The 25,371-nt window shown below is 63.3% G+C and carries 16 protein-coding genes; 13 read left to right on the forward strand and 3 right to left on the reverse strand.

All coding sequences use genetic code 11. The annotated features are described in order from the left end of the window. Positions 1–125 precede the first annotated feature (125 nt). From BACI9J_RS14835 to BACI9J_RS14850, 4 genes are all read left to right on the forward strand, one after another. Complete coding sequence (locus BACI9J_RS14835) at positions 126–851, forward strand: TetR family transcriptional regulator (RefSeq protein WP_159735050.1); 726 nt, start codon at positions 126–128, stop codon at positions 849–851. 1 nt (position 852) lies between these two features. Further along, positions 853–3,378, forward strand: a complete 2,526-nt coding sequence (locus BACI9J_RS14840; RefSeq protein ID WP_159735051.1) for an MMPL family transporter — start codon at positions 853–855, stop codon at positions 3,376–3,378. Positions 3,379–3,529: 151 nt separating this feature from the next. Next, positions 3,530–4,201 (forward strand): Maf family protein, encoded by a 672-nt coding sequence (locus BACI9J_RS14845; RefSeq protein ID WP_159735052.1) that lies wholly within the window; start codon positions 3,530–3,532, stop codon positions 4,199–4,201. A gap of 60 nt (positions 4,202–4,261) precedes the next feature. Continuing rightward, positions 4,262–6,133, forward strand: a complete 1,872-nt coding sequence (locus tag BACI9J_RS14850) for an acetyl/propionyl/methylcrotonyl-CoA carboxylase subunit alpha (protein ID WP_159735053.1) — start codon at positions 4,262–4,264, stop codon at positions 6,131–6,133. Between the two features lie 68 nt (positions 6,134–6,201). On the opposite strand, the gene BACI9J_RS14855 is transcribed toward BACI9J_RS14850, so the two are convergent. Further along, positions 6,202–7,611 carry an MFS transporter gene (locus BACI9J_RS14855; RefSeq protein WP_159735054.1) on the reverse strand — a complete coding sequence of 470 codons (1,410 nt, stop codon included), beginning with the start codon at positions 7,609–7,611 and terminating at the stop codon, positions 6,202–6,204. A 295-nt stretch (positions 7,612–7,906) separates the two neighbouring features. Between BACI9J_RS14855 and BACI9J_RS14860 the strand changes: the two genes are divergently transcribed. The 4 genes from BACI9J_RS14860 (at position 7,907) to BACI9J_RS14875 (ending at position 13,990) form a co-directional block, all read left to right on the forward strand. Then, on the forward strand, positions 7,907–9,319 hold the full coding sequence (locus tag BACI9J_RS14860; RefSeq protein ID WP_159735055.1) for an MFS transporter: 1,413 nt from the start codon (positions 7,907–7,909) through the stop codon (positions 9,317–9,319). Continuing rightward, entirely contained in the window at positions 9,320–11,542 is a 2,223-nt protein-coding gene (locus tag BACI9J_RS14865) for a molybdopterin oxidoreductase family protein (RefSeq protein ID WP_159735056.1), read from the forward strand. After that, positions 11,539–13,101 (forward strand): FAD-dependent oxidoreductase, encoded by a 1,563-nt coding sequence (locus BACI9J_RS14870; protein ID WP_159735057.1) that lies wholly within the window; start codon positions 11,539–11,541, stop codon positions 13,099–13,101. The genes BACI9J_RS14865 and BACI9J_RS14870 overlap by 4 nt, the downstream gene beginning before the upstream one ends. A gap of 109 nt (positions 13,102–13,210) precedes the next feature. Continuing rightward, a complete protein-coding gene (locus tag BACI9J_RS14875; protein ID WP_159735058.1) occupies positions 13,211–13,990 on the forward strand; it encodes an MBL fold metallo-hydrolase in 780 nt (259 codons plus the stop codon). Positions 13,991–14,096: 106 nt separating this feature from the next. Here the strand turns inward: BACI9J_RS14875 and BACI9J_RS14880 are convergent, their stop codons facing one another. After that, a complete protein-coding gene (locus tag BACI9J_RS14880) occupies positions 14,097–15,506 on the reverse strand; it encodes an NAD(P)H-quinone dehydrogenase (protein WP_159735059.1) in 1,410 nt (469 codons plus the stop codon). 121 nt (positions 15,507–15,627) lie between these two features. Between BACI9J_RS14880 and BACI9J_RS14885 the strand changes: the two genes are divergently transcribed. The 4 genes from BACI9J_RS14885 (at position 15,628) to BACI9J_RS14900 (ending at position 22,083) form a co-directional block, all read left to right on the forward strand. Beyond that, positions 15,628–16,428, forward strand: coding sequence for a purine-nucleoside phosphorylase (locus BACI9J_RS14885; RefSeq protein WP_201296588.1), 801 nt, complete (start codon positions 15,628–15,630; stop codon positions 16,426–16,428). 498 nt (positions 16,429–16,926) lie between these two features. Beyond that, a complete protein-coding gene (locus BACI9J_RS14890; protein ID WP_159735061.1) occupies positions 16,927–18,525 on the forward strand; it encodes a glycoside hydrolase family 68 protein in 1,599 nt (532 codons plus the stop codon). Between the two features lie 92 nt (positions 18,526–18,617). After that, complete coding sequence (locus tag BACI9J_RS14895) at positions 18,618–20,237, forward strand: glycoside hydrolase family 32 protein (protein WP_159735062.1); 1,620 nt, start codon at positions 18,618–18,620, stop codon at positions 20,235–20,237. 100 nt (positions 20,238–20,337) lie between these two features. Further along, a complete protein-coding gene (locus BACI9J_RS14900; RefSeq protein WP_159735063.1) occupies positions 20,338–22,083 on the forward strand; it encodes a phospho-sugar mutase in 1,746 nt (581 codons plus the stop codon). Between the two features lie 5 nt (positions 22,084–22,088). Here BACI9J_RS14900 and nirD read toward each other — a convergent pair whose 3' ends face one another. Next, a complete protein-coding gene (gene nirD / locus BACI9J_RS14905) occupies positions 22,089–22,451 on the reverse strand; it encodes a nitrite reductase small subunit NirD (protein ID WP_159735064.1) in 363 nt (120 codons plus the stop codon). Between the two features lie 282 nt (positions 22,452–22,733). Between nirD and nirB the strand changes: the two genes are divergently transcribed. Then, entirely contained in the window at positions 22,734–25,364 is a 2,631-nt protein-coding gene (nirB, locus tag BACI9J_RS14910; protein ID WP_159735065.1) for a nitrite reductase large subunit NirB, read from the forward strand. Positions 25,365–25,371 lie beyond the last annotated feature (7 nt).

The raw sequence follows: 25,371 nt of genomic DNA on the forward strand, positions 1-25,371 counted from the left end.
CGAGTCCCGCTCTGGTTCGTCCCCCTCCCCGTTTAACGGTGGGCGTCACGAACGAGGGCGGGACTTTCGTATGCGCAGTCCAGCCCAAATTGCGCAGAGTGCAAACTTGCACTTAGTGTAAGTATGTGACCCGAACCAGTAGCCAGGAAGCCGCCGCGGAGTCGCCCAACACTGCTGAGCAAACAGCGCCCTCGAGGCGCGAACTCAACAAGGCGGCAACCCGCAGCTCCATCGCATCCGCAGCCCTGGACCTGTTGCGCAGCAACGGGACCGGCAATTTCACCGTAGAGGACATCGCGGCCAGCGCGGGTGTCTCGCGGCGAACTTTTTTTAACTACTTCCCCAGCCTTGAAGCCGCGCTGGCCTCCGTTGCCGACGGCTTCATGGACCATGCATTGGAGCAATTCCGGATGCGTCCGGCAGAGGAGTCAATCCTCGAATCCGCCCAAGCAGCGCTCATGGCGTTGGCCGATCCCATGTCCGTTGCGCCCATGGCCGAGCTGTTCAGCCTGACACAGGACAACCGCCAGCTGGCCCGCTCCGAACTTGAAGCCTGGGAGCACTGCACAGCCCAGATCATCGACGCCGCACGCAGCAGGCTCGGAGCCGGAATCAGTGAGCTATATCTCCACGCACTGGCCGGTTCCGTCATCTCCTGCGGCAAGGCAGCAATGACTGTCTGGTTCATTGAACGAGGCCCCGACCTCTCTGCAGAGTCCCTCGCAGTCCTTCGCCAGCACCTCATCGATGCGATGGGCCTACTGGGCGCCGGCTTCGCGCCGCCGTCGGACGCTCCCTCACAAACCGCAGCAGCCTCACCTTCCGTTCCAACCACCAAAGATCGGTTCTGACATGGCCTCGTTCCTCTACCGTCTCGGCAAATTTTCGTATCGCCGCCGCTGGCTCGTCATCTCCATATGGCTGGCCGTCATGGTGGCAGTGGGCGGCTCGGCCGCAGCATTCCACGGCACCATGTCCAACAACTTCACCATCCCGGGCACCGAAACCCAGCGGATGGCGGACAAGCTCAAGGAAGCCCTTCCGGATTCATCGGGCGGCTCAGCCAGCGTAGTTTTCGACGCCGGTGATGCCGGTTTCGATCAAGCCAAGAAGGACGCAGTTGCGGCTGCGCTGACCAAGCTCGAAGCCATGCCGGACGTGCAGGGAACGGTCAACCCGTTCACCACGCAAATGCAGCTGGAGAAGGCCGGCGCGGACATCGCCGCCGGTGAAGCCAAGGCCGCCCAGGGCAAGGCGCAGCTTGACGCTTCCCGCGCGCAGTTGGAGGCGAGCGAGGCCCAACTGGCCGGAGCGGAACAGCAGCTGGCCGCCTCGGGCCTTACACCCGCGCAAATTGAAGCGCAGATGGCTCCCCGGCGCGCCGAACTTGCGGCGGGCAAAGAAAGGCTCGACGCCGGAGCCAAGGAAGCCGCCGACGGCGCCGCCGCGTTGGCTCTGGGCAAGCGCCAGGTTGAATCATCTGAAGGCCTCCGTTTTGTTTCCAGCGACAACAAAGCCGCAGTAGCCCAGGTCCAGTTCAAGACTTCCATCAACGCCGTTGACCCCGCCGTGCGCGAGGAAGTCCAGGAGATCGTCCATGGCGTCTCCTCGGCCGGCGTCACAGCCTACGCGAGCAAAGAAATCACCGAGGACGTCTCGGAGATCTTCGGCATCGCCGAAATTGTGGGCGTGGCTGTTGCAGCACTGGTCTTGATTCTGATGCTCGGAACGTTGATCGCTGCCGGCTTGCCGCTGGTCATGGCGCTGGTCGGTGTAGGGGTAGGTGTGGGCGGAACGTTCGCGCTCACCAGCGTGATCGACATGAGCTCCATCTCCCCCATGCTTGCCCTCATGTTGGGCCTCGCGGTTGGCATTGATTACTCGCTGTTCATCGTCAACAGACACCGGACACAGCTTCTGGCCGGTATGGACGCCGAAGAATCTGCAGCACTCGCCACCGGAACCTCCGGCAACGCAGTGCTGTTCGCAGGCCTCACCGTCATCATTGCCTTGGCGGCACTGGTTGTTCCGGGCCTGCCCTTCCTCGCAGTGATGGGTGTTGCCGCCGCAGCGACAGTCGGCGTGGCCGTCGTCGTGGCCTTGACCCTGACGCCCGCTGTCCTGGCCCTGATAGGCCGCCGACTCATTTCCAAGCGGGCCTGGGCCAAGGCTGCCAAGCACAACGCCGAACCCGGCCACGAAGCTGCGGACCGTGAGCGCGAGGAGAAGCGCAGCAGCGGAGGCTGGGGCGGAATGGTCACTCGGCACCCCTGGGTTGCCCTGGTGGCCAGCGTGGTGCTGCTGGGTGCCTTGGCACTTCCGGCTTCGCAGTTGCGGCTGGCCCTTCCCGACGGCGGCTCCGAGCCCGTCGATTCGCAGGCTTTCAAGGCCTACGACCTCACCCGCAGCAGCTTCGGTGAAGGCATGACCGGCCCCATCATCGTGGTGGGTGAGTTTCCGGAAGGCCTCAGCGAGAATGACGCCAACAACAAGAAATTCGACGTCGCGGACCAGCTCCGCAGCGTCGAGAATGTGATCGCCGCCGTACCGATTGCACTCAGTGAAGACCGCCGCACCGCCGTCTTCCAAGTCATTCCGAAGGAAGGGCCGGCCAGCGCAGGCACTGTGCAGGTGGTGTCCGATCTCCGCGCCAAGGGCTCAGTCATCAACGACGACCTCGGCGTCACCATTGGCCTGACGGGCCAAACCGCAGGCAACATCGATGTGTCCAACAAGCTCGGCGCGGCCTTGCCACCATATTTGGCGATCGTGGTGGGACTCTCCCTGCTGCTGTTGCTGCTGGTCTTCCGCTCCATGGTGGTTCCCCTGCTGGCCACCGGCGGTTTCCTGCTCTCGCTGGCCGCCGCTTTCGGCGCCGTGGTTGCCGTGTACCAGTGGGGTTGGCTGGGAGGCATCTTCGACGTCGCCAACCCGGGCGCTGTCCTGAGCTTCTTGCCCATCATCCTGATTGGAGTGCTGTTCGGACTTGCCATGGACTACCAGGTGTTCATCACCTCCGGCATGCGGGAGTCGTTCATGCACGGCGAATCTGCCAAGCACGCTGTCCGCTCCGGTTTCAGTCACGCCGCAGCCGTGGTCACCGCGGCCGCGATCATCATGGTGAGCGTGTTCTCCGGCTTCATCTTCAGCCACCTCACCATGGTCCGTCCGCTTGGGTTCGCCATGGCATTCGGAGTGCTGATTGACGCCTTCGTGGTACGCATGACCATTGTTCCCGCCGTCATGTACCTCTTGGGCGAGAAGGCCTGGTGGCTGCCCAAGTGGCTGGAACGCATCCTCCCGGACGTGGATGTTGAAGGCGCAAAGCTGAACCGAACCGACCGTCGGAAGGCCGGCTCGGAGGAACTGGTCCACTAACCCTCACTCACATAACAGCCCATATTCACGAACGTTCTCTCACTTGCTTGGGGCAAGTGAGAGAACGTTTGGTTTAAGCACGCGGGATGTGAGAGATGGTTGGTCATTAGCACGCGGGATGTGAGAGATGGTTGGTATTAGGCTGGGGTGCGTGACCCGATTGATTCTTGCCTCCCAGTCCCCTGCCCGCACCAAGCTGCTCACCGAGGCCGGGATCCAGCACGACGTCCTGGTTTCGGACGTGGACGAGGACGCAGTCCAGGCCAAGTACGGTGTGACCGACGCCCACGACACCGCGCTCCTGTTGGCCCGTGCCAAGGCCGAGGCTGTTGCCGCTCTTCCGGAAGCTGAAGGTGCTTTGGTGATCGGCTGCGATTCGGTCTTCGAGTTCGACGGCGAGTCCCACGGCAAGCCCTATACCGCTGAGGTTGCGCGTGAACGGATGCTGCGGATGAGCGGCTCGCAGGGTGTGCTCCACACAGGGCACTGGTTGGTTGACTGCCGGGACACCGCCGCTGACGCGGACGCCGCTGACGCGAACGACGACGCTCCGGAAGGCACTGGCGCCACCGTTGGTGCGGTATCCAGCGCCGAGGTCCATTTCGCTCACATGAGCCCACAAGACATCGACGCCTACATTGCCACGGGAGAACCCCTTCACTGCGCCGGCTCCTTCACCATCGACGGCTTGGGCGGGGCTTTCATCCGCAAGGTTGACGGCGACCCGCACGCCGTCGTCGGGCTTTCAATCTCCACTCTCAGGGATCTACTGATCCACGCAAATGTGGGTATCACCGAGTTGTGGGCAGTGAACGAGCAGTAAACGCGTTTTGTAGCAACCCTACAAAGGAACATCGCCTCACACACGGAATCCCCCATCAATATGGGCGGAACCCTCACAATCGCGCTAGGCTCCTCAAGGACAGAAGGAGTCAACAACTTGTCAGCTAACCCGGCGCAGCCCATTTCCAGCCCTCTTACCAAGGTCTTGATTGCCAACCGCGGCGAAATCGCGGTCCGCATCATCCGAGCCGCCCGGGACGAAGGCATTGCCTCCGTAGCGGTTTACGCCGACCCTGACCGTGATGCCCTCCACGTCCGCCTTGCCGACGAAGCCTATGCTCTGGGCGGCAACACCGCCGCCGAGTCGTACCTGGTGATGGATAAGATCATCGACGTCGCCAAGCAGTCCGGCGCCGACGCCATCCACCCGGGTTACGGTTTCCTTGCAGAGAATGCCGAGTTCGCCGCCAAGGTCATCGACGCCGGCATCACGTGGATCGGCCCCTCCCCCGAAGCCATTTCGGCCCTCGGTGACAAGGTGCAGGCCCGCCACATCGCAGAAAAGGTTGGCGCTCCCCTGGTCCCCGGCACGGCCGATCCCGTGGAATCTGCGGACGAAATCCTGAAGTTCGCCGAAGAATTCGGCCTGCCGGTAGCGATCAAGGCTGCCTTCGGCGGTGGTGGGCGCGGCATCAAAGTGGCCCGCACCATGGAAGAAATCCCCGAGCTCTACGAGTCAGCGGTCCGCGAGGCAATCGCAGCTTTCGGCCGAGGCGAGTGCTTCATTGAGCGGTTCCTTGACGCCCCGCGCCACGTTGAAACACAGTGCCTGGCCGATGCTTTCGGCAACGTCGTTGTGGTCTCCACGCGCGACTGCTCACTCCAGCGCCGCAACCAGAAGCTTGTTGAAGAAGCACCCGCTCCGTACCTCAGCGAAGAGCAGAACAAGCGCCTCTATGAGTCCTCCAAGGCCATCTTGAAGGAAGCCAACTACCTCGGCGCCGGCACCTGTGAGTTCCTGGTAGGCCAGGACGGCACCATCTCCTTCCTCGAGGTCAACACTCGCCTCCAGGTGGAGCACTGCGTGTCCGAGGAAGTCACGGGAATCGACCTCGTCCGCGAGCAGTTCCGCATCGCCCGCGGTGAAGCACTTGGCTATGAGGATCCCGAGGTCCGAGGCCACTCCTTCGAGTTCCGCATCACCGGCGAGGACCCGGGCCGCAACTTCATGCCCGCCCCGGGAACCATCACCACGCTGAAAAACCCCACCGGACCCGGCGTCCGGATCGATTCCGGCGTGGAGCAGGGGGACGTCATCAGCGGCAACTTCGATTCCATGCTCTCCAAGCTGATCATCACCGGAGCCACCCGCGAACAAGCGCTCCAGCGTTCACGCCGGGCATTGGAGGAGATGGTGGTTGAGGGTATTCCCACCGTTATCCCCTTCGACCTCGCAGTGGTCACCGATCCCGCTTTCGCCCCCGCCGAGGGCCCGTTCCAGGTCCACACGCGCTGGATCGAGACCGAGTTCGTCAACAGCATCCCGGCGTGGTCGGCCGGCGTAGCCGGTGTTGAGACGCCCGACGCCGGTGAACGCCAGCGCGTCGTCGTTGAGGTTGGTGGCAAACGCCTTGAGGTGGTCCTGCCGTCCGGCCTGGGTGGCGGCGCTGCAGCAGTTTCCAGCGGTTCAGGTACCAAGTCCGGCAAGTCCAAGAAGCGCTCCCGTTCGGCAGGCGCCACGGCTGCAGCCGCGGGCGGCAACGCACTCACTTCCCCCATGCAGGGCACCATCGTCAAGGTGGCAGCTTCTGAAGGTGACGTTGTAGCCGAGGGCGATCTGATTGTGGTCCTGGAAGCCATGAAGATGGAGCAGCCGCTCACCGCCCACAAGGCCGGTACCGTTCGTGGCCTCTCCGCCACTGCCGGTGAGACCGTCGCCGCCGGCGCGGTCATCGCCACCATCGAGGACTAACGCAAAGCACCCCGAACACGACGGCGGCTCCGCACCCATGGTGCGGAGCCGCCGTCGTTAAGGGGTACTTAGGCCACGTTGTTCTCGTAGTCTGTGTCCTTGGTTTCGCGTGTCAGCCAGAGCGCAATGAAAGTGACCACAGCCGCGGCGGCCATGTAGGCGCCCACCAGCCAGGTGCTGCCATTGGCTACCGACCAGAGCGCGATTGCCACGAACGACGCAGGTGCTGCACCGATCATGGAGGACAGGTTGTACGCAACCGCTGACCCGGTGTAGCGGACGTTGGCCGGGAACAGTTCGGGAAGGATGGCCGCCATGGGGCCAAAGGTGAGTCCCATCAGCGTGAAGCCCACAATGAGGCCGACCATAGCTGCCGCCTGGCCGGGTCCGAACATGGTGAACCAGAGCGCACCGAAGACGAAGATGCCGGCGGTGACGCCCAGCAGGAACTTGCGTCGTCCCCACTTCTCAGCCAGCGGCCCGGAGACCACGGTGAAGATGCCGAAGAAGACGACGCCGATGATCAGCATCCAGAGGAAGTCCGAGCGGGTGATCCCCAGGCCGGGAACGAAGGCTGCGATCTGATCGGCGGTCATGGGCTTTCCGGCCTTTTCCGCGGCTGCCTGGGCGCCGGCCAGCGTGGGCTTGGTGCCGTAGGACAAGGTGAACGTGGTCATGATGTAGAAGAGCACGTAGGTGGCGAACATGATGAAGGTGCCGGCCACAACGGGGCGCCAGTGGCTCTTGAGGGTGGCCGCGAGGGGCAGCTTCTGGACCTTCTCCTGCTCGATCACCTTGGTGAAGGAAACGCTCTCCACCAGCTTCAAACGAACATAAAGACCCACGATCACCAGTACCGCGCTGAGGATGAACGGTACCCTCCAGCCCCAAGCGAGGAATTCTTCGGCACTCAAGGCCACGTTCATCCAGATAAAGATGACATTGGCAATGATGAAGCCGATGGGAGCACCCAACTGCGGGAACGTTCCGTAGATGGCGCGCTTGCCCTCGGGGGCGTTCTCCGTGGCGAGCAATGCCGCGCCGGACCACTCTCCACCCAAGGCCAGGCCCTGGAAGAAGCGCAGGACCACCAGCATGATGGGGGCCAGAACGGCCCACCCGGCCATGGAGGCGGTAGGCAGGAGACCAATGAGGAAGGTAGCAATACCCATGGTCAGCAGCGATGCTACCAGGGTTCCCTTGCGGCCGATCTTGTCACCGAAGTGGCCGAAGACTACGGCGCCGATGGGCCGGGCGAAGAAGGCGACACCGAAGATGGCGAACGCACTGAGCAGCGCATTGATGTCAGTGGCGTCAGGGAAGAAGAGCTTCGGGAAGACGAGTACCGACGCGGTGGCATAGGCGTAGAAGTCGTAGAACTCGATCGTCGTGCCGATCAGGCTCGCGAAGATCACCTTGCCCCGCGAGTTCACTGGCTTAGTGGACTCGCCTTCCTTGGATGGTGCGGTGGAAGACATGTTTTTGCAGCTTTCTTTCACGCCGGCCGAAGCCCCGAGAGCCTACCCGGCGAAGGATTATTCGAGAGTTCAATAATAGTTCCCGCTGTCCATTAGCTGGACAACGAAGTCCAATATGCGGACACACGGAAAAATCCCACTCTGTGGTCCGCGCCACATTACCTCACCACCGCCTCACGCGCCGGTGACCCCGCCGATAGGGAAATGTCACAGGGCGTTTACAAACGGCGACCGTCCGTGAAATGCGCCAAACCTACCTTGGAAGAACAACGTCCCCCACCAAGGAGGCACTTCCGTGACTGTTGACCGCACCGCAGATGCACTGGCTCCCGCCCAGTCCACTGCCACCGCCACTTCCACCCTTGAGCACCGCCCTGGCCGTTGGATCGCCAATTGGGATGCCGAAGACAAGGGCCAATGGGAGTCCGAAGGCCGGTCCATCGCCAAGCGCAATCTCTACTGGTCCATTTTTGCCGAATTCCTCGGCTTCGTCGTCTGGCAGTTGTGGTCCATCGTGGTGGTCCAGCTCCCGGCAGCCGGCTTCACCTTCGATACCAACCAGATCTTCTGGCTCATCTCCATCCCCAGCCTTGTAGGTGCAACACTCCGCATTCCCTACACCTTCATGGTTCCCAAGTTCGGTGGCCGGAACTGGACCATTGTCTCGGCACTGCTCCTGCTGATCCCCACCACGGGGCTGGCACTTTGTGTCTCCAACCCGGAGACACCCTTCGGCGTCATGCTCCTCATGGCCGCACTCGCCGGCTTCGGTGGCGGCAACTTCGCCAGCTCCATGGCCAACATCACCTTCTTCTACCCCGCCCGCGAAAAGGGTTGGGCGCTGGGCCTGAACGCTGCCGGCGGAAACCTGGGTGCCGCCGTCGCGCAGCTTGTTGTCCCGATCGCCATCACGCTGCTGGCCGCCGGAACCGTGAACCTGCCCATGGCGGGCATCATCTGGATTCCGCTGATCATCATTGCCGCCTTCGGTGCCTACAAGTACATGAACAACCTCACCAGCGCCAAAGGTGATGTGGCCGGTTCCCTGGCTGCCCTCAAGGAACCGCACCTGTGGATCATGGCGTTCCTCTACATTGGAACGTTCGGCTCGTTCATCGGCTTCGCTGGCGTCTTCCCCAAGCTGATCAAGGACTATTTCCCGGACTTCTCCTCCATCCACGTCGGCGCTGCGGCCCTCTCGCTGGCCTTCCTGGGCCCGCTGGTGGGTTCCCTGGCCCGCCCCTACGGTGGCCGCATGGCCGACCGCATGGGTGGCGCCCGCATGACCATCACCTCATTCGCCTCCATGGCCGTGATCACCCTGACCATGATCTGGACGCTGCCCTTGAAGAACTTCTGGCTCTTCCTCACCTTGTTCCTCCTGCTCTTCCTGGCCAGCGGCTTCGGAAACGGCGCAACGTACCGCATGATCCCGGTCATCTTCGCCACCTCCAGCCGGGCAGCCCGCTCAGGTGCCCCAACGGCCACCACTGCACGGCTGGCTTCTTCCTCGCTGGGCCTGATCTCCGCAATCGGCGCTTACGGCGGCTTTGTCATCCCGCAGGTACTCAACGCTTCGAACTCATCCAGCGGCTCCTACACCCCGGCGTTCTACGGATTCGTTGGAGCCTATGTCTTGATGCTCCTTGTCTGCTGGGTCTGCTACATCCGTCCCGCTCAGAAGCGCAACACGATCGGACACATCTAGATGCCCAACGGCGCCGATACCCACTGCCCCTACTGCGCCCTCCAGTGCGCCATGACGCTGACCCCGGCTGCACCCGCAGCCGGGGGGACCGCGGCAGCGCCGGCACCGGCCGCAGAACCGGTCCAGCCTGCCGTGCCCCTGGAAGTATCCGGGCGCGACTTCCCCACCAACCGGGGCGGGCTGTGCCGCAAGGGCTGGACATCGGCGTCGTTGTTGCGTCACAATGGACGAGTCACTGAACCCATGCTCAAGGGCTCGGACGGTGTGCACCAGCCGATCTCCTGGGACATGGCGCTCACGCTGATCACCTCGGCGGTGAAGGACACACAGGCGCAGTACGGGAACGACGCCGTGGGGGTGTTCGGCGGTGGCGGCCTCACCAACGAGAAGGCTTACCTGCTGGGAAAGTTCGCCCGGCTGGCCCTGCGCACCTCGCGGATCGATTACAACGGCCGGTTCTGCATGTCATCGGCTGCAGCCGCCGGCAACCGGGCGTTCGGCGTGGACCGGGGGCTCCCCTTCCCCGTCACGGACCTGGACACCGCGTCGGTGATCCTCATGCTCGGATCCAACGTTGCCGAGACCATGCCACCGTTCGTCCAACATTTACAGGGCGCGCGCGACGCCGGCGGGCTGATTGTGGTGGATCCCCGCCGCTCGGCTACTGCTGCGTTCACGTCCGACGGCGGCGGCCTCCACCTGCAGCCGACCCCCGGCACCGATCTGGCGCTTCTTTTGGGGATCAGCCATGTGGTGGTCCACGAAGGACTCGCTGATTCCGAGTACATCGCCGCCAACACCCACGGTTACGCGGCGGTGGTGCGCAGCCTGTCCTCGTTCTGGCCCGAGCGCGTCCAAACCATCACAGGCGTCCCGGCCAACCTCATCCGTGAAACAGCCCGCCGCCTGGCCCAAGGCGCCAGCAACGGTGGCAGCTACATCCTCAGTGGCCGGGGCGTGGAACAGCACGTGGACGGCACGGACACCGCCACCGCGGCCATCAACCTCAGCCTCCTCCTGGGCCTGCCCGGCTCCGCCCGCAGCGGCTACGGCACGCTCACCGGCCAAGGCAACGGTCAGGGCGGCCGCGAACACGGGCAGAAAGCAGATCAGCTCCCGGGCTATCGCAAGATCACCGACCCCGCAGCCCGCGCCCATATGGCCCGAGTGTGGGGCATCGACGAGTCACTGATCCCGGGACCCGGCCTGCCCGCCGTCGAACTTCTCACCTCCCTTGGAAAGCCCGACGGCGTCCGGTGCCTCTTCGTGCACGGCGCCAATGTGGTGGTGTCAGCGCCCGATACCAATGCAGTGATCCAAGGACTCCGGAGCCTGGACTTCCTGGTGGTCTGCGACTTCTTCATGTCCGAGACCGCTGCCGAAGCGGACTTGGTTTTGCCCGTCACCCAGTGGGCAGAGGAAGAAGGCACCCTGACCAACCTTGAGGGCCGCGTGATCCGGCGTCGTCGGGCGCTGACTCCTCCTCCCGGTGTCCGCAGCGAGCTGTGGCTCATGTCCAGGCTTGCAGAGTTGCTTGAGGCTCCTTCAACGTTCAGCGATGATCCCGAGACCGTTTTTGAAGAGCTGCGCCTGGCATCTGCAGGTGGTTTGGCGGACTACTCGGGCATCGATTACGCCATGCTGGACCGTGGCGAAGCCGCTTACTGGCCCTACCCTGTGGGAAGCACCGGGACGCCACGTCTATTCACCAACGGATTTGCCCACGCTGATGGCCGGGCCGTCATGGTGCCGGTGACACCATCCAAACGGGCCGTCCGGTCGTTCGCCGACGATTCCCTGGCCCTGGCAACCGGCAGGCTTCTTGAGCACTACCAATCCGGTGCGCAGACCCGGCGCGTGAGCGAACTCCTGGCATCGCAGCCGCAGGCCCGGCTCCTCATTCACCCGGGCACGGCAGCTACGCGCGGGATTGCCGACGGCGACTACGCCACCGTGACCAACCAGCGCGGCGAGGTCCTGTGCCGGGCTGAGCTCAGCACCTCGGTCCGGCCTGACACTGTCTTCCTGCCGTTCCACTTCCCTGGCCAGGAAAACGCCAACCGCCTTACGGAGGCGGCCACAGATCCCATTTCCGGCATGCCGGAATTCAAGACCAGCCGGGTGTGGGTCCGGAAGGCAGTTGCCGCACAGGCACCGGCCTCGGGTTCTTCGAGTATTCCGGCCATGGCCGGGCTCCCGGTGCACGTCAAGGAGGCCTCATGAGCGAGCGCATTGTTGTTGTTGGATTCGGCCCGGTGGCTGCCCGGCTCGTGGACGAATTGCTGCCCACCGTGCGCACCGGTTTGGTGCAGTTGCTGGTGATTGGTCAAGAAGCGGAAGCCGCGTATAACCGTGTGATGGTTGCCGAGTTGGGCGTCGGCCGGACCACCGCCGAGGCTCTGGCCATGGCGGATGCCGCCGAGTTGGAGGCCGACGGCGTGGACGTGAGGTTGGGCATAAAGGTCAAGCGGATCGACCGTGCCCGCCAGAACGTAGCCTTGTCCGATGGGACCACGGAGCATTATGACCGGCTGGTATTCGCTACCGGATCCCGTCCAGTGATTCCGAACCTCACCGGCCTCAACCCTGATCCCTCCGGGCCGGTGCTTCCTCCCGGTGTGACTACTTTGCGGGATCTCCAGGATGCCGCCGTGCTTCGCGCAGCCGTTGCCGAGGGCAAGCACGTGGTGGTGTTGGGTGGTGGTGTGCTCGGTTTGGAGACTGCCCTGGCTGCCTCCGAAGAAGGCGCCCGGACCACTGTGGTTCACAACGGTCCCTTCCCGCTGGGCCGTAGCATTGACCGCGGCAGTGGATCGGTCCTCACCAACAGCCTGCGGACCGGTGGCGTCCGCATGGCAGGTAACGCACGGTCCACCGGCGTGGAGACAGCCGGACCAGGTGGGAGCTTCTCGGCTTTACTGCTGGACGACGGCTCGGCGATCGACGGCGACCTGCTGGTGTTGTCCTGTGGTGTGCGCCCCCGCATCGAGTTGGCGGAGGGCTGTGGCCTTCCCGTTGCCTCCGGCATTCTGGTTGATCACCATCTCCGCACCTATCACGAGCCCCACATGTTCGCGATCGGCGACTGCGCTGAAGTCCGCTGCCCGGACGCTGCCTGTGTTGATTGCCGTCATGCCCTTGGCCCCTCGGGCCTGGTTGGTCCGGGCTGGCGGCAGGCCGAGTGGTTGGCCGAGTACCTCGTGGTCCTTGCCCGTGATGGCCAGGCAGCTGCGGATGCCTTGGAAGCACTGCCCACTGAGCAGCCCGGAGTGGTTGTCTTGAAGGCACGCGGCATCAACCTCGCCGTGGCCGGCGACAACCAGGCTGACCCGTGGGATGAGGAGTTGCTGGAAGCCGGAGCTGTGCCCGGGCGGGCGCGCCGGCAGATCTCCCAGTGGGCCGATCCCGAGCATGGCCGGTACGTCAAAATGACCACCCGCGGCGGAGTGTTGGAGGGTTTGGTTGCGGTAGGCATGCCCCGCACTGCCGCCGAGCTGGTGGTCTTGTTCGAACGTGCCTCGGAACTGCCCGCGGACCGCTCCTTGTTGCTCCGCCTCGACGGGCCGGACCAACTCGATGCCGGGGCCACCAGCAACGATCCCCAACGGACTATTTGCCGTTGCGCCGGAGTCAGTGCGGCCGGCATTGAGGACTCCGTGGTGGAGGGCTGCGGCACTGTGGGTGAGGTTTCCAAGGCCACCCGCGCCGGAACAGGCTGCGGAGGATGCCACGAGGACATCAAGGGAATCATTGAGAAGCACTTCCAAGCTGCTGCCGCGTAGCCCGTGGTTCGGGGGTTCCCTGCTCCGATTCGGGGGTTCCCTGCTCGGAGTGCCGTGCGCACGGCATGATCAGCAGGGAACCATCGAATCGGGCGCTTAGACTGCTCGGGTGAACGTAACCGAGCAGGCGCCAGGCGTCTTTCTTGTGGAAGGACCGGCGTCCAACTGGCTGATCGTGCGGGATGATTCGGGATTCATGCTGATCGACGGCGGTTACCCTGCAGACCGCGGGCTGGTCCTCGAGTCCATCCGTGGGCTGGGCTTGGAGCCTGCTGACGCGAAGGCCATGCTCATCACGCATGGGCACGTGGACCATACAGGATCTGCAGCCTACTTTTCACGGACCTTCGGCACGCCCATCCTGTGTTCCCCAGAGGAACTGGCCCATGTCCAGGGCAAGGAGAAACATCAGGTCACGTTGGGCCAGGTCCTGGTTCGTGCTTGGCGTCCCCGCGTTTTCCGTTGGATGCTGCATGTCATCAAGGCCAAGGCCCTGCAGGCGGAACCGGCCACGAGTGCCGGGGCTTGGACAGTTGGAGCACTCCGGAACCTGCCGGGAAAGCCGGAAGCCATCCTCCTGCCGGGACATACCCCCGGTAACGTGGCCTTGCTGATGCCGACGGCCGGGGCCATTGCCGTAGGTGACACCTTTGTGAGCGGCCATCCGATCAGCCGGAGATCCGGCCCGCAAATGCTGCACAAGATGTACCACACAGACGCCGCCGGGGCCCTCGATTCGGCACTATCGCTGGGTGCGGAGCAAGCCACCGCCCAAGCCACCCTCCAAGCCGCTGAAAAGGCCACCGCCCAAGCCACCGTGATCCTGCCGGGCCACGGACCTGCCCTGCACATGCCGTTGGCCGAAGCCCTCGCGGCACTCCAAACCTAGGCACGCACAGAGCCCGCCTCGATGGTTCCCTGCCGGGAGTGCCGTGCGCACGGCATGATTGGCAGGGAACCCCCGAAACGGGCGTCCGTACTCGCTAAAGGTTGAGCTACATGTGCACGTGCAGGCGCCGCGCGGCCTCCGAGATGGAACCGGTCAGCGACGGGTACACCGTGAAGGCACTGGCTACGTCATCAACGTGGAGCTTCTGTGTCACTGCCACAGAGATCGGGAAGATGAGTTCAGAGGCGTTGGGTCCAACCACCACGCCACCAATCACGGTGCCGGATCCCTTGCGGGCGATGATCTTCACGAAGCCGTCTTTGGTGTTGCGCATCTTGGCGCGGGCGTTGCTCAGCAGGGACAACATCACAACGTCACCCTGATACTTGCCTGACGCGAGGTCTGCCTCGGAGACGCCCACGGAGGCAATTTCCGGGGACGTGAAGATGTTGGAGGCCACTTGGTTGAGCTTGAGCGGCTTGACGCCATCACCCATGAAGTGCGCGATCGCGATGCGTCCCTGCATGGCAGCAACGGATGCCAAGGCGAAGACACCCGTGCAGTCCCCTGCAGCGTAGATGTTGGGGGCAGTGGTGCGGGAAACGCCGTCCACCTTGATGTGCCCGGACTCCGTGAGGGTCACGCCGGCTTCTTCAAGGCCGATGCCTGCGGTGTTGGGGATGGAGCCGACACACACCAGGCAGTGAGTACCTGTCACGATCGAGCCGTCACCCAAGGTGACCTTCACGCCGTCGTCCGTTCGCTCTACTGCGTTGGCGCGGGACTTGGACAAAACGTTGACGCCGCGGCGTTCAAAGACGCCTTCCAGCAGCTTGGCGGCGTCGGTGTCTTCGCCCGGAAGGACCTGGTCGCGGCTGGAGATCAAGGTGACCTTGGAGCCGAGGCCGTTGTAGGCGGAGGCGAACTCGGCACCGGTAACGCCCGAACCCACAACAATGAGTTCCTCGGGAAGCTCGTCCAGGTTGTAGATCTGGGCCCAGTTGAGGATGCGTTCGCCGTCCGGCTTTGCCGTGGGGAGTTCACGCGGGTGTGCGCCAACAGCCAGAAGGATGGCGTCGGCGTCGATGGTGCGGGTGCCATCAATGGTGAGGACTTCGATGGTGTTGTTGTCCAGCAGCTTCCCGGAACCGATGACGATCTCCACGCCCAGGCGCTCGAGTCCGGCACGGATGTCATCAGACTGGCCATGGGCCAGAGTGAGGACGCGATCATTGATGTGCTTGAGGTCGGCGCGGGGCTTGGAAGCGGTGCCGTCGCCGTCGAACTTCACTCCAAGTTCGTCCGCCTCACCGACGCGTGTCATGAGGTCGGCGGTGGCAATAAGGGTTTTGGAAGGCACGACGTCGGTCAGCACCGCGGAGCCGCCGAGGCCTGCCCGCTCGATGATGGTGACGTGCGCGCCGAGCGAGGCGGCCACCATGGCAGCTTCATATCCGCCGGGACCACCTCCCAGGATCGCGATACGGGGGGCACTGAAGTCAACTTGGGTGGTCACAATCCTCAATTCTCGCTCATTGCCACGCTGGTCGCCACCCAGCCGAACCTCACCCGCGCTCTGTCCCTACCAAAGTCCTGCGGCCGCAAGGTAGCTTGTACCAGTGAGTAACACTGAGCTGATGAACACTGACCCTTTCGAGGCCGCGAAGGCCGCTGCGGACTTCATCGCCGCGGAGACCGGCGTCGAGTCCCATGACGTAGCCCTGGTGCTCGGATCCGGATGGGCGGAAGCCGCCGACCTGATCGGCGAAACCACCGCGACCCTGAACGCTTCCGAGGTTCCCGGTTTCCATAAACCAGCGGTGGTGGGCCATGTTGGCACCATCCGCTCCGTCCTCACCAAGGAGGGCAAGCGAGCCTTGGTGCTCGGCGCCAGGACCCACTATTACGAAGGCCGCGGCGTGCGGTCCGTAGTGCACGGCGTTCGGACGGCAGCAGCGGCCGGTTGCACCACGCTGGTGCTCACCAATGGTTGCGGTGGCCTCAACGAGGATTGGACCCCGGGGACCCCGGTACTGATCAGTGACCACATCAACCTCACGGCCACCTCACCGCTTGAAGGCGCAACATTCGTTGACCTCACGGACCTCTACTCCTCACGAATCCGAGATCTCGCGCGGGAAGTAGATCCGTCCCTCCAAGAAGGCGTGTACGCACAGTTCACGGGCCCCCACTATGAGACGCCGGCAGAGGTCCAGTACGCCAAGCGGATAGGGGCCGATCTGGTGGGCATGTCCACGGCGCTCGAAGCAATCGCCGGCCGCCATGCAGGCATGGAAGTTTTCGGCATCTCCCTGGTTACCAATCTGGCAGCGGGTATCAGCCCGGTTCCGTTGAGCCACGCCGAAGTGCTCGAAGCCGGACACGCAGCAGGCAACCGGATCTCCAAACTTCTGGCGGAAATCATCGCAAAACTCTAGGCATCGCTCTCATGAGCACCGCGGGGTCACTGAATCATTGGTGGCCCCGCTGCGCTTTAACCCGCAGGGATGCCCAGGAGTTTCATCGCTAAAAAGGTGCGCGCTAACAATTTGGCGGCCGATCCAGATACACAGCGAATTCTCAGAATAAATATGCTTTATGGCGAAACATTTGCCCCTCTCTGCCCAAAAATGTCACGCGCGCACGTTGGCAATGTAAGCGCTTGCGCATGTACTCGGCAGTAACCGGAAAAGGTCCCCGCAACGCCCTTTGATCTACCACCTAACACGTGTCTAGCGTGGAGAGTGTTCCGGTAAGTCGACGTACCGTAACCACCGCGGCGGATGGCTGAAAAGCTTCCCCGCACATGGAAACAATGGCGTCCATCGATGGCGCCTCGGCGGATCGACGGACGCCTGAGTAGTAGAGAACCCCCCATCAGGGGGTCAGGGCATGCGCCCCACTCCACGAAGTACAACTCCGCGAGAAGAGCAAGCATGAACACGCACTTAACCCCTCAACGGCCGCGCCGCCGGCTGCGACAGGCAGTGGCCGTGGCAGCAGCGGCCGGCGTGGCCGGCAGCATCCTGCTGGTGACGCCCGCCGCGCAGGCCAACCTGCCGGCCGACCCGCCGTCGAGCACCATGCCGGCACCCACGCCCGGCTTCCCGCTGCCAACCACCCACACGCAGCAGGCCTATGATCCCGCGGCAGACTTCACGTCCAAATGGACGCGGGCCGACGCCAAACAGATCATGGCCCAGAGCAACCCCAACGTTGCCCCTGGCCAGAACTCCATGAGCCCCGACGTCACCATGCCGGAAATCCCCAAGGACTTCCCTGCCATGAACGAGGACGTCTGGGTATGGGACACCTGGTCCCTGACGGACGAGAACGCCAACCAGATCAGCTACAAGGGCTGGGACGTAGTCTTCTCCCTGGTGGCTGACCGGCACGCCGGCTACGGTTTCGACCAGCGCCACTGGAACGCCAGGATCGGCTACTTCTTCCGCAAAACCAACGCCGATCCCGCCAAGGACAAATGGAACTACGGCGGACACCTGTTCCTGGACAACACGTCCATCGGCAACACGGAATGGTCCGGTTCCACGCGCCTCATGCAGGGCAACAAGATCAACGTCTTCTACACGGCCACCACGTTCTACGATGTGGCCGAGCGGAATGCGGGAGGCGGCGGGATCGCTCCGGACGCCGCAATCGCCAAGGCACTGGGAAACATCCATGCCACCAAGGACGGCGTGACCTTCGACGGCTTCCAACACACCAAACTGCTGGAACCGGACGGAAAGCTGTACCAGAACAAGGCCCAGAATCCCGGCTTTGCATTCCGTGATCCCTACACCTTTGCTGATCCCGCCCACCCTGGCAAAACCTTCATGGTCTTCGAAGGCAACACCGGCGGCACCCGCGGCTCCTACAAATGCAAGCAGGAAGACCTCGGCTACGCCCCGGGCGACCCCAACGCAGAGACCGTAGCCCAGGTCAACAGCACGGGCGCCTGGTACCAGACCGCCAACGTAGGCCTCGCTGTCGCGGACAACAAGGACCTCACCAAGTGGAGCTTCCTGCCTCCGGTCCTCTCCGCCAACTGCGTGAACGACCAGACCGAGCGTCCGCAGATCTTCATCCAAAACGAGAACGGCAAGAACAAGTACTACCTGTTCACCATCAGCCACCAGTTCACGTACGCAGATGGAATGCGCGGCCCGGATGGTGTGTACGGTTTCGTCGGCGACGGCGTCCGCTCCGACTACCAACCGGTCAACAACAGCGGCCTGGCCCTGGGATCCCCCACGGACCTGAACATGCCGGCCAACGCTCCGGAGGGTCCGGACCCGCGTCAGAACGGCCGCCAGTTCCAGGCCTACTCGCACTACGTCCAGCCGGGCGGCCTCGTCCAGTCCTTCATTGACAACGTGGACGGCGTCCGCGGCGGATCACTGTCACCCACGGTGAAGATGAACTTCCAAGGCGGCGTGACACAGGTGGACCGCAGCTTCGGCCAAAACGGCCTTGGCCCGTTCGGTTACCTTCCCACCAACGTCCGCGTTGGCGGCGAAGGCCTCTACAAGTAGGCAGCAACACCCGGCCGTCAGGCCAAGGCAGGGGTGACCGGTCCCACGAGGATCGGCACCCTTGCCAACCCCCAACCCCCAGGATCTTCCCCATGACTTTGCCTAACCCCCACCTTTCGCGCCGCCGGATGCTGGCCGCAAGTGCCGCCGTCGTGGTCGCCTTTTCTGCTGCGTCCTGCGCACAGAAGAAAAGCCCGACGCCGGTCCCCACCCCAGGCGGCCACCGGCCGTCCCCGTCCGATCCGTGGCGGCCCGTGGCCCACCTGACAGCTGAGAAGAACTGGCTCAATGATCCCAACGGGCTCATCTATCACGACGGCACCTACCACACCTTCTACCAGTACAACCCCCGCGGAAACTCCTGGGGCAACATGTCCTGGGGCCACTCCACCAGCCAGGACCTGATCCACTGGGAACAACAGCCGGTGGCCATGGAAGCGAGCCCCGAGGAAGAAATATTCTCCGGCTGCATGGTGATGGACAAGAACAACGCTTCCGGTCTCGGCTCTGCGGAGAACCCACCCATGGTGGCCCTCTATACCAGCGCCTACGGCAAGAATGGCGCCCTCCCCAAAGGTGTTCAAGCCCAGTCGGTGGCGTTCAGCCTGGACCACGGGACCACCTGGCAGAAGTATCACGGCAACCCCGTACTGAACCTCGCGCCCGCCAACAACAACTTCCGCGACCCCAAAATCACCTGGTACGAGCCCGGCCGCTACTGGGTGATGACCACCGTGGTGGCTGACGCCCGGGTAGTCAAGATGTTCAAGTCCACGGATCTGCTCCGCTGGGACTTCCTCAGTGATTTCTCCGGGGTGGGCACCCAGGGAGGGCTCTGGGAAGTGCCGGAGCTCATCCACATGGACGTGGCGGACTCCACCGCCAGGAAGTGGGTCATGCTGCTGAGCATCAACCCCGGCGGGATCGCCGGTGGCTCGGGCATGCAGTACTTTGTGGGCGAATTCGACGGCACGCACTTTACGGCCGAAAACGCTGCAACTCCGGACTCACCCCTCAACGAGTCCCAGTGGCTGGACCACGGCGCCGACTACTATGCGGCCAACTCCATCTCCGGCGCGCCCGGGGACAAACCCGTCCTTCTGGGGTGGATGGGCAATTGGGACTATGCCCAGGATGTGCCCACCACTCCGTGGCGCGGCTCCATGGCAATCCCCCGCGAACTCACCTTGGTTAAAGGCAAAAAACGGCTTGAATTACGGTCGGCAGTAGCCAGCGTGGCCCGGGAAACGCTGGAACGCTCCGGTGATGTGAAGAGCAAAAACCTCACCATCGGCTCCTCAGCGACGGACCTGGGCCAGGACTTCCAAGGGCGCACCCAGCTGATCGAGCTGGACATGGACCTGACCTCCGCGCGCGAAGCAGGCATTCTCATTCGCCAATCATCAGGCTCCGGGTCCGGCCTCCGCATCTCCTATTTCAAGGAAACGGGCACCCTCAGGGTGGACCGTTCCAAGGCGGGGACCAGCAACTTCTCGGAGAAGTTCAGCCCATACCACGAGGTGGCGTTGCCTTCCCCAGGCAGCAAAGTACACCTCACCATCCTGCTGGACTCATCCTCGGTTGAGGTGTTCGCCGGAGCTGGAGAGGCGGTGGTTTCGGACACGTTCTTCCCTGACTGGGGCAACACTGGAACCTCCGCGTTCAGCGTGGAGGGCGACACCATCATTTCCGTGCAATCCCGCTCCCTCTAAAGCAACGCGAGGTCAGATATGGCCCATTACGACCCTGTTTAGGGGCCATATCTGACCCCGCGTTGCCCTTGCCGTGCGCAATGAGGATAGTTTGGTCCCTATGACATCCAGCGATGCCGCATTTGACCAGCTCATCACCGACGCCCGCAAATGGGCTTCCCAAGACCCGGATCCGGCGACGGCGGTGGCTCTGGTGGAGCTCGCCCGGCTCGCTGAGAGCGGTGACGCGGGAGCAACACAGGAACTGGGCGACAGCTTCAACGGCACCCTGCAATTCGGCACAGCCGGCCTCAGGGCAGCGCTCGGCCCCGGCCCCAACCGGATGAACCGCGTTGTTGTCCGCCGGGCAGCGGCAGGCCTCGCCGCTTTCCTCGCCGAGACGGTAGCCTCAGTTGCGCCCGGAACCCGGCCTCGCGCCGTCGTCGGCTTCGATGCCCGCCATAACTCGGACATCTTCGCGCAGGAAACCGCAGCGATCTTCACAGCAGCAGGCATCGAAACCTTCCTGATGCCGGCAGCGCTTCCGACGCCGTTGCTCGCCTACGCGGTCCGCTCACTGGATTGCGACGGCGGCGTAATGGTCACAGCCAGCCACAACCCGCCGCAAGACAACGGTTACAAGGTTTACCTCGGACGGCACGCTGTGTCCGAAAACGGACGCGGTTCGCAGATTGTGGCACCCTACGACGCCGGGATCGCAGCGAAGATCGAGGCCGTTGGCGCCCTGGATTCGATTGAACTGGCAGAGAACGGCTGGACCGTGCTGCCCGCATCCATTGCCGGCGAGTATGAAAGTGCTATGGCAGGGCTGGTGGATCGGGCACATTTCCCTGCCCGGGACCTCAAGATCGTCCTGACACCCATGCACGGTGTTGGCGGCGAAACGGCCGTCTCTGTCCTGAACGCTGCCGGCTTCAGCGATGTCACGCTGGTTGCCGAACAAGCAGAACCGGATCCGGACTTCCCCACCGTCGCGTTCCCCAATCCGGAGGAGCCCGGCGCCCTGGACCTGGCTCTAGCGGCTGCTGCCGACTCAGATGCGGACATCGTTTTGGCCAACGACCCCGACGCCGATCGGGCCGCCGTTGCTGCGCTGCATCCCGCCACGGGAGCTTGGCGGATGCTCCGCGGCGACGAAGTAGGAGCCCTCCTGGGCGCCCACGTAGTAGCGCGCATGGCTGCTGCTTCTGGCGATGAGCCGCAAACGGGCGTCTTCGCCAACTCGATCGTGTCCTCCCGGTTGCTCTCCCGCATCGCGGCGGCAGCAGGGTACGCCCATGAGGAAACCCTCACCGGCTTCAAATGGATTTCACGAGTACCCAACCTCAGCTACGGGTATGAGGAAGCCTTGGGATACTGCGTGGCGCCGGACTTGGTGCGCGACAAGGACGGAATTTCAGCAGCAGTGCTGATCGCGGAACTTGCTGCAACAGCCAAAGCAGACGGCAAGACCATCTTTGACACCCTCGATGACCTGTATCTGGTACACGGGCTGCATGCGAGCGACCAGCTCAGTATCCGCGTAGCCGATCTGGGACTGCTCGACGCCATGATGAACCGGTTGCGGGTCAACCCGCCCGAAGTGTTCGGAGGCTCCGCCGTCGAGGTCTTCACTGACCTTGCCGAAGGAAGCGACGCCCTGCCTCCCACGGACGGTTTGCTGTACCTTACACGGGACCAGAGCCGCGTCATCATTCGTCCCAGCGGCACGGAACCCAAGCTCAAGTGCTATCTGGAGGTCATTCAGCCCGTGGAGTCCGCGGCGGAACTGGCCGCTGCACGCCAAGCAGCGCGAACGTCCCTGGATGATGTTCTCAGGGACGTCCGCGAAGCATTGGGCTTGTAAAGCTCTTAGAGTTCAACCTCAATGAAGCCATCCACCAAACGGGTGGCAAACGCGTCGAGCTTCAGCTCGGGATTGGTGAAGCACTCACCGGTTTGGAGGTCGTAGACCTCTTTGTGCAGCGGCGAGGCGATGGTTGGCCGGCTTCCGCGTGATCCAATGATTCCGCGGGCCATGACGTTGGCGAGCGTCGCCGGATCCTGCTGTGCCACAGCGAAGACTTCGGTGGGCGCAGTGCGGAACAGCGCAACCTGACGTCCGGCGATCAATGCGGCCTCACCCCAAGCCAGTTCGAGTTCGTCCACCGGGCAAACACGGTGCCACGTGGCGGTGGTGGTCAGGTGGTCGGCACGGTCCAGAATAACGGTCATTTCAGCCCCTCTCGCAGTGTCCGGGTGCTGGCATTTTCACCGTCACTCCCCCGGACCGGGCCACGCTTGCGGCCACTACTCCAAGCTAGGACCGGGGTGTTTCATCGGTTGTCCGTGTTTGTGACGAACGCGTAAAAGAGACCTCACGCCACCTGAAATGCGTTCGTGATGCAGAAGTTAAGATCACGAAACAAAGGGGAAACTGAAGCGAAACTGCCCGTCCCTAGGCTGGAACCACAAGTTGCGACAGATCCGTCTGCAACATCTGCGAAAGGCCCACCAGTGACCGGACACACTTCAAGTACAGAGAACCCGCGCCGCGTCGTCGTCGTCGGCGGCGGCCCCGCTGCCCACCGTTTCGCCGATGCCATGGTCAATCGCGGACTTGAAGGTTGGCAGGTTACGGTGCTGACCGAAGAGGCACACCTCCCCTATGATCGCGTAGCGCTGAGCAAGGCCCTCACCGAGACCGGAGTGGATCTCACGTTGGGCGATGCCTCCATGTGGGACCACGAGGCCCTGACGTTGATGACCGGCGAGCGCGCCGTCAAGATCGACCCCGCTGCCAAGAGTGTCCTCACCGCTGCCGGCAACAAGTACGAATACGACCACTTGGTGGTGGCTTCCGGTTCGGACGCTGCCCGCCTCCCCATCCCGGGTTCCGAGCACACCCACGTTTACCGCACGCTCGAGGACGTCTGGGCCATCAATAAGGCCATTGCCGAGCTGCGGGAAAAGTTGGGCCGTAAGGTCAACGCGGTCACCATTGGCGGGGGTTTGCTTGGACTTGAGTCCGCTGCCGGCACCGAGCAGTTGGGTGCCACGCCGATTGTTATCAACGGTGCTCCGTGGCTGATGAACACCCAGCTGGACGAGGGTGCAGGCCAGGCACTTGGCCGTCTGATTGAGGCCAAGGGATTCGAAGTCCACGGTGGGGTTTTCCCCTCCGAAGTCATCACTGACGACGACGGCAACGTCACCGGTGTGCTGATGGCTGATGGCCGCACCATCGAGGCGGACCTCGTGATTGTGGCTATCGGCGTCAGGCCCAGGGACGACCTTTTCCGTGCTGCAGAAGGTGAAGAGCAGCTGTTTAGGCTGGGCCAGCGCGGCGGCGTGGTCATCAATGATTTCTGTGCCACGGAAGTGGATGGCATTTGGGCCATCGGCGAAGTGGCCAACTTCGAAGGCATGTGCCTGGGCCTGGTGGCTCCGGCCAACACCATGGCCGAGATCGTGGCTGATCGCCTGCACGGTGGCGAAGCAACATTCCCGGGTTTTGACACGGCTACCAAGCTGAAGTTGTCCGGCGTTGACGTGGCCAGCTTCGGTGACGCGTTTGCCCGGACCGAGCACTCCTTGGAGATTGTCTACGCCGACCCCGCTCGTGGCGTCTACCAGAAGATTGTCACCACCGATGATGCCAAGACCCTTTTGGGCGGCATCTTCGTGGGCGACGCTTCCCCGTACATGAGTCTCCGCCCGCTCCTGGGCCGCGAACTCCCTGCCGAACCTGGCGCCTATTTGAGCGCTGCCGGTGGCGGGGAGGCTCCTGAGACCGAGCTTCCGGACGATGCGATCCTGTGTTCCTGCAATAACGTAGCTGCCGGCACCATCCGCGACACCATCAACGGTTGCGGTGCCTGCGAGGGCAATTCCCCTGTGCAGGAACTTGGCGAGCTGAAGGGCTGCACCCGCGCGGGCACTCAATGTGGGTCCTGCGTCCCCATGCTCAAGAAGCTTCTGGAAGGCGAATTGCAGAAGTCCGGCATTGAAGTCTCCAAGGCACTCTGTGAGCACATCAGCCTTTCCCGGCAGGAACTCTTCGACGCCATCCGCGTCCTGGAACTCACGTCCTTTGAAGACATCATGGCCAAGTACGGTACCGGCGCGGGTTGCGATATCTGCAAGCCGACCATCGCCTCCATCCTGGCAAGCCAGCACTCCGCGTACGTCCTGGACGCCGGCCGCGGTTCGCTGCAGGACACCAACGACCGCGCTTTGGCGAACATGCAGAAGGACGGCACTTACTCTGTGGTTCCCCGCATCGCGGGCGGTGAGATCACGCCCAAGGGCCTGGGTGTCATCGCGGCTGTTGCTGAGAAGTACAACCTGTACACCAAGATCACCGGTGGCCAGCGCATCGATATGTTCGGTGCGCGCCTGGAGCAACTGCCTGAGATCTGGAAAGAACTGGTGGATGCCGGCTTTGAATCCGGCCAGGCCTACGGCAAGAGCCTGCGCACGGTGAAGTCCTGTGTTGGATCCACCTGGTGCCGGTTCGGCGTCCAGGACTCCGTGGCCATGGCCATCGCCTTGGAGCTGCGGTACCGCGGCCTCCGCAGCCCGCACAAGCTGAAGATGGGCGTCTCCGGTTGCGCCCGCGAGTGTGCAGAAGCGCGCGGTAAGGATGTTGGCGTGATTGCCACGGCTGACGGTTGGAACCTTTACGTTGGCGGTAACGGCGGCGCCACGCCCGCGCATGCCCAGCTGCTGGCCAAGGACCTGGACGATGAAACCCTGCTGAAGTACATCGACCGTTACCTCATGTACTACATCCGCACTGCTGACCGCCTCCAGCGCACCGCGCGCTGGCAGGAAGAGCTCGACGGCGGCATCAAGCACGTGGAGGACGTGGTGGTCAACGACTCCCTGGGCATTGCCGAAGAGCTTGAAGCAGCCATGGCCAAGCACATTGACACCTACGAGGACGAGTGGGCCGAGACCCTGAAGGACCCGGAGCGCCTCCGCCGTTTCCGCTCCTTCGTCAACGCCCCCAACCAGAAGGACGAGTCCATTTCCTTCGTTCCGGAGCGCGGCCAGATCCGGCCGGCCACCAACGAGGAAAAGGGTGGCGTGCTCATCGCCTCCACCATCCCGGTCCGCAGCGAAACCGTCGGCGCAGAAAACTAGGGGTTCA

Origin of the sequence: Arthrobacter sp. 9V (assembly GCF_902506065.1) — a bacterium.
Classification (GTDB): domain Bacteria; phylum Actinomycetota; class Actinomycetes; order Actinomycetales; family Micrococcaceae; genus Arthrobacter.

Bases quoted from the DNA above. Each gene is read 5' to 3' on its own strand.
- nirD (WP_159735064.1), bottom strand. From the start codon at position 22,451: ATGACCGTTATTCTGGACCGTGCCGACCACCTGACCACCACCGCCACG.
- BACI9J_RS14890 (WP_159735061.1), top strand. From the start codon at position 16,927: ATGAACACGCACTTAACCCCTCAACGGCCGCGCCGCCGGCTGCGACAG.
- BACI9J_RS14885 (WP_201296588.1), top strand. From the start codon at position 15,628: ATGAACACTGACCCTTTCGAGGCCGCGAAGGCCGCTGCGGACTTCATC.
- BACI9J_RS14865 (WP_159735056.1), top strand. From the start codon at position 9,320: ATGCCCAACGGCGCCGATACCCACTGCCCCTACTGCGCCCTCCAGTGC.
- BACI9J_RS14855 (WP_159735054.1), bottom strand. From the start codon at position 7,611: ATGTCTTCCACCGCACCATCCAAGGAAGGCGAGTCCACTAAGCCAGTG.
- BACI9J_RS14895 (WP_159735062.1), top strand. From the start codon at position 18,618: ATGACTTTGCCTAACCCCCACCTTTCGCGCCGCCGGATGCTGGCCGCA.
- BACI9J_RS14850 (WP_159735053.1), top strand. From the start codon at position 4,262: ATGGGCGGAACCCTCACAATCGCGCTAGGCTCCTCAAGGACAGAAGGA.
- BACI9J_RS14870 (WP_159735057.1), top strand. From the start codon at position 11,539: ATGAGCGAGCGCATTGTTGTTGTTGGATTCGGCCCGGTGGCTGCCCGG.
- BACI9J_RS14900 (WP_159735063.1), top strand. From the start codon at position 20,338: ATGACATCCAGCGATGCCGCATTTGACCAGCTCATCACCGACGCCCGC.
- BACI9J_RS14840 (WP_159735051.1), top strand. From the start codon at position 853: ATGGCCTCGTTCCTCTACCGTCTCGGCAAATTTTCGTATCGCCGCCGC.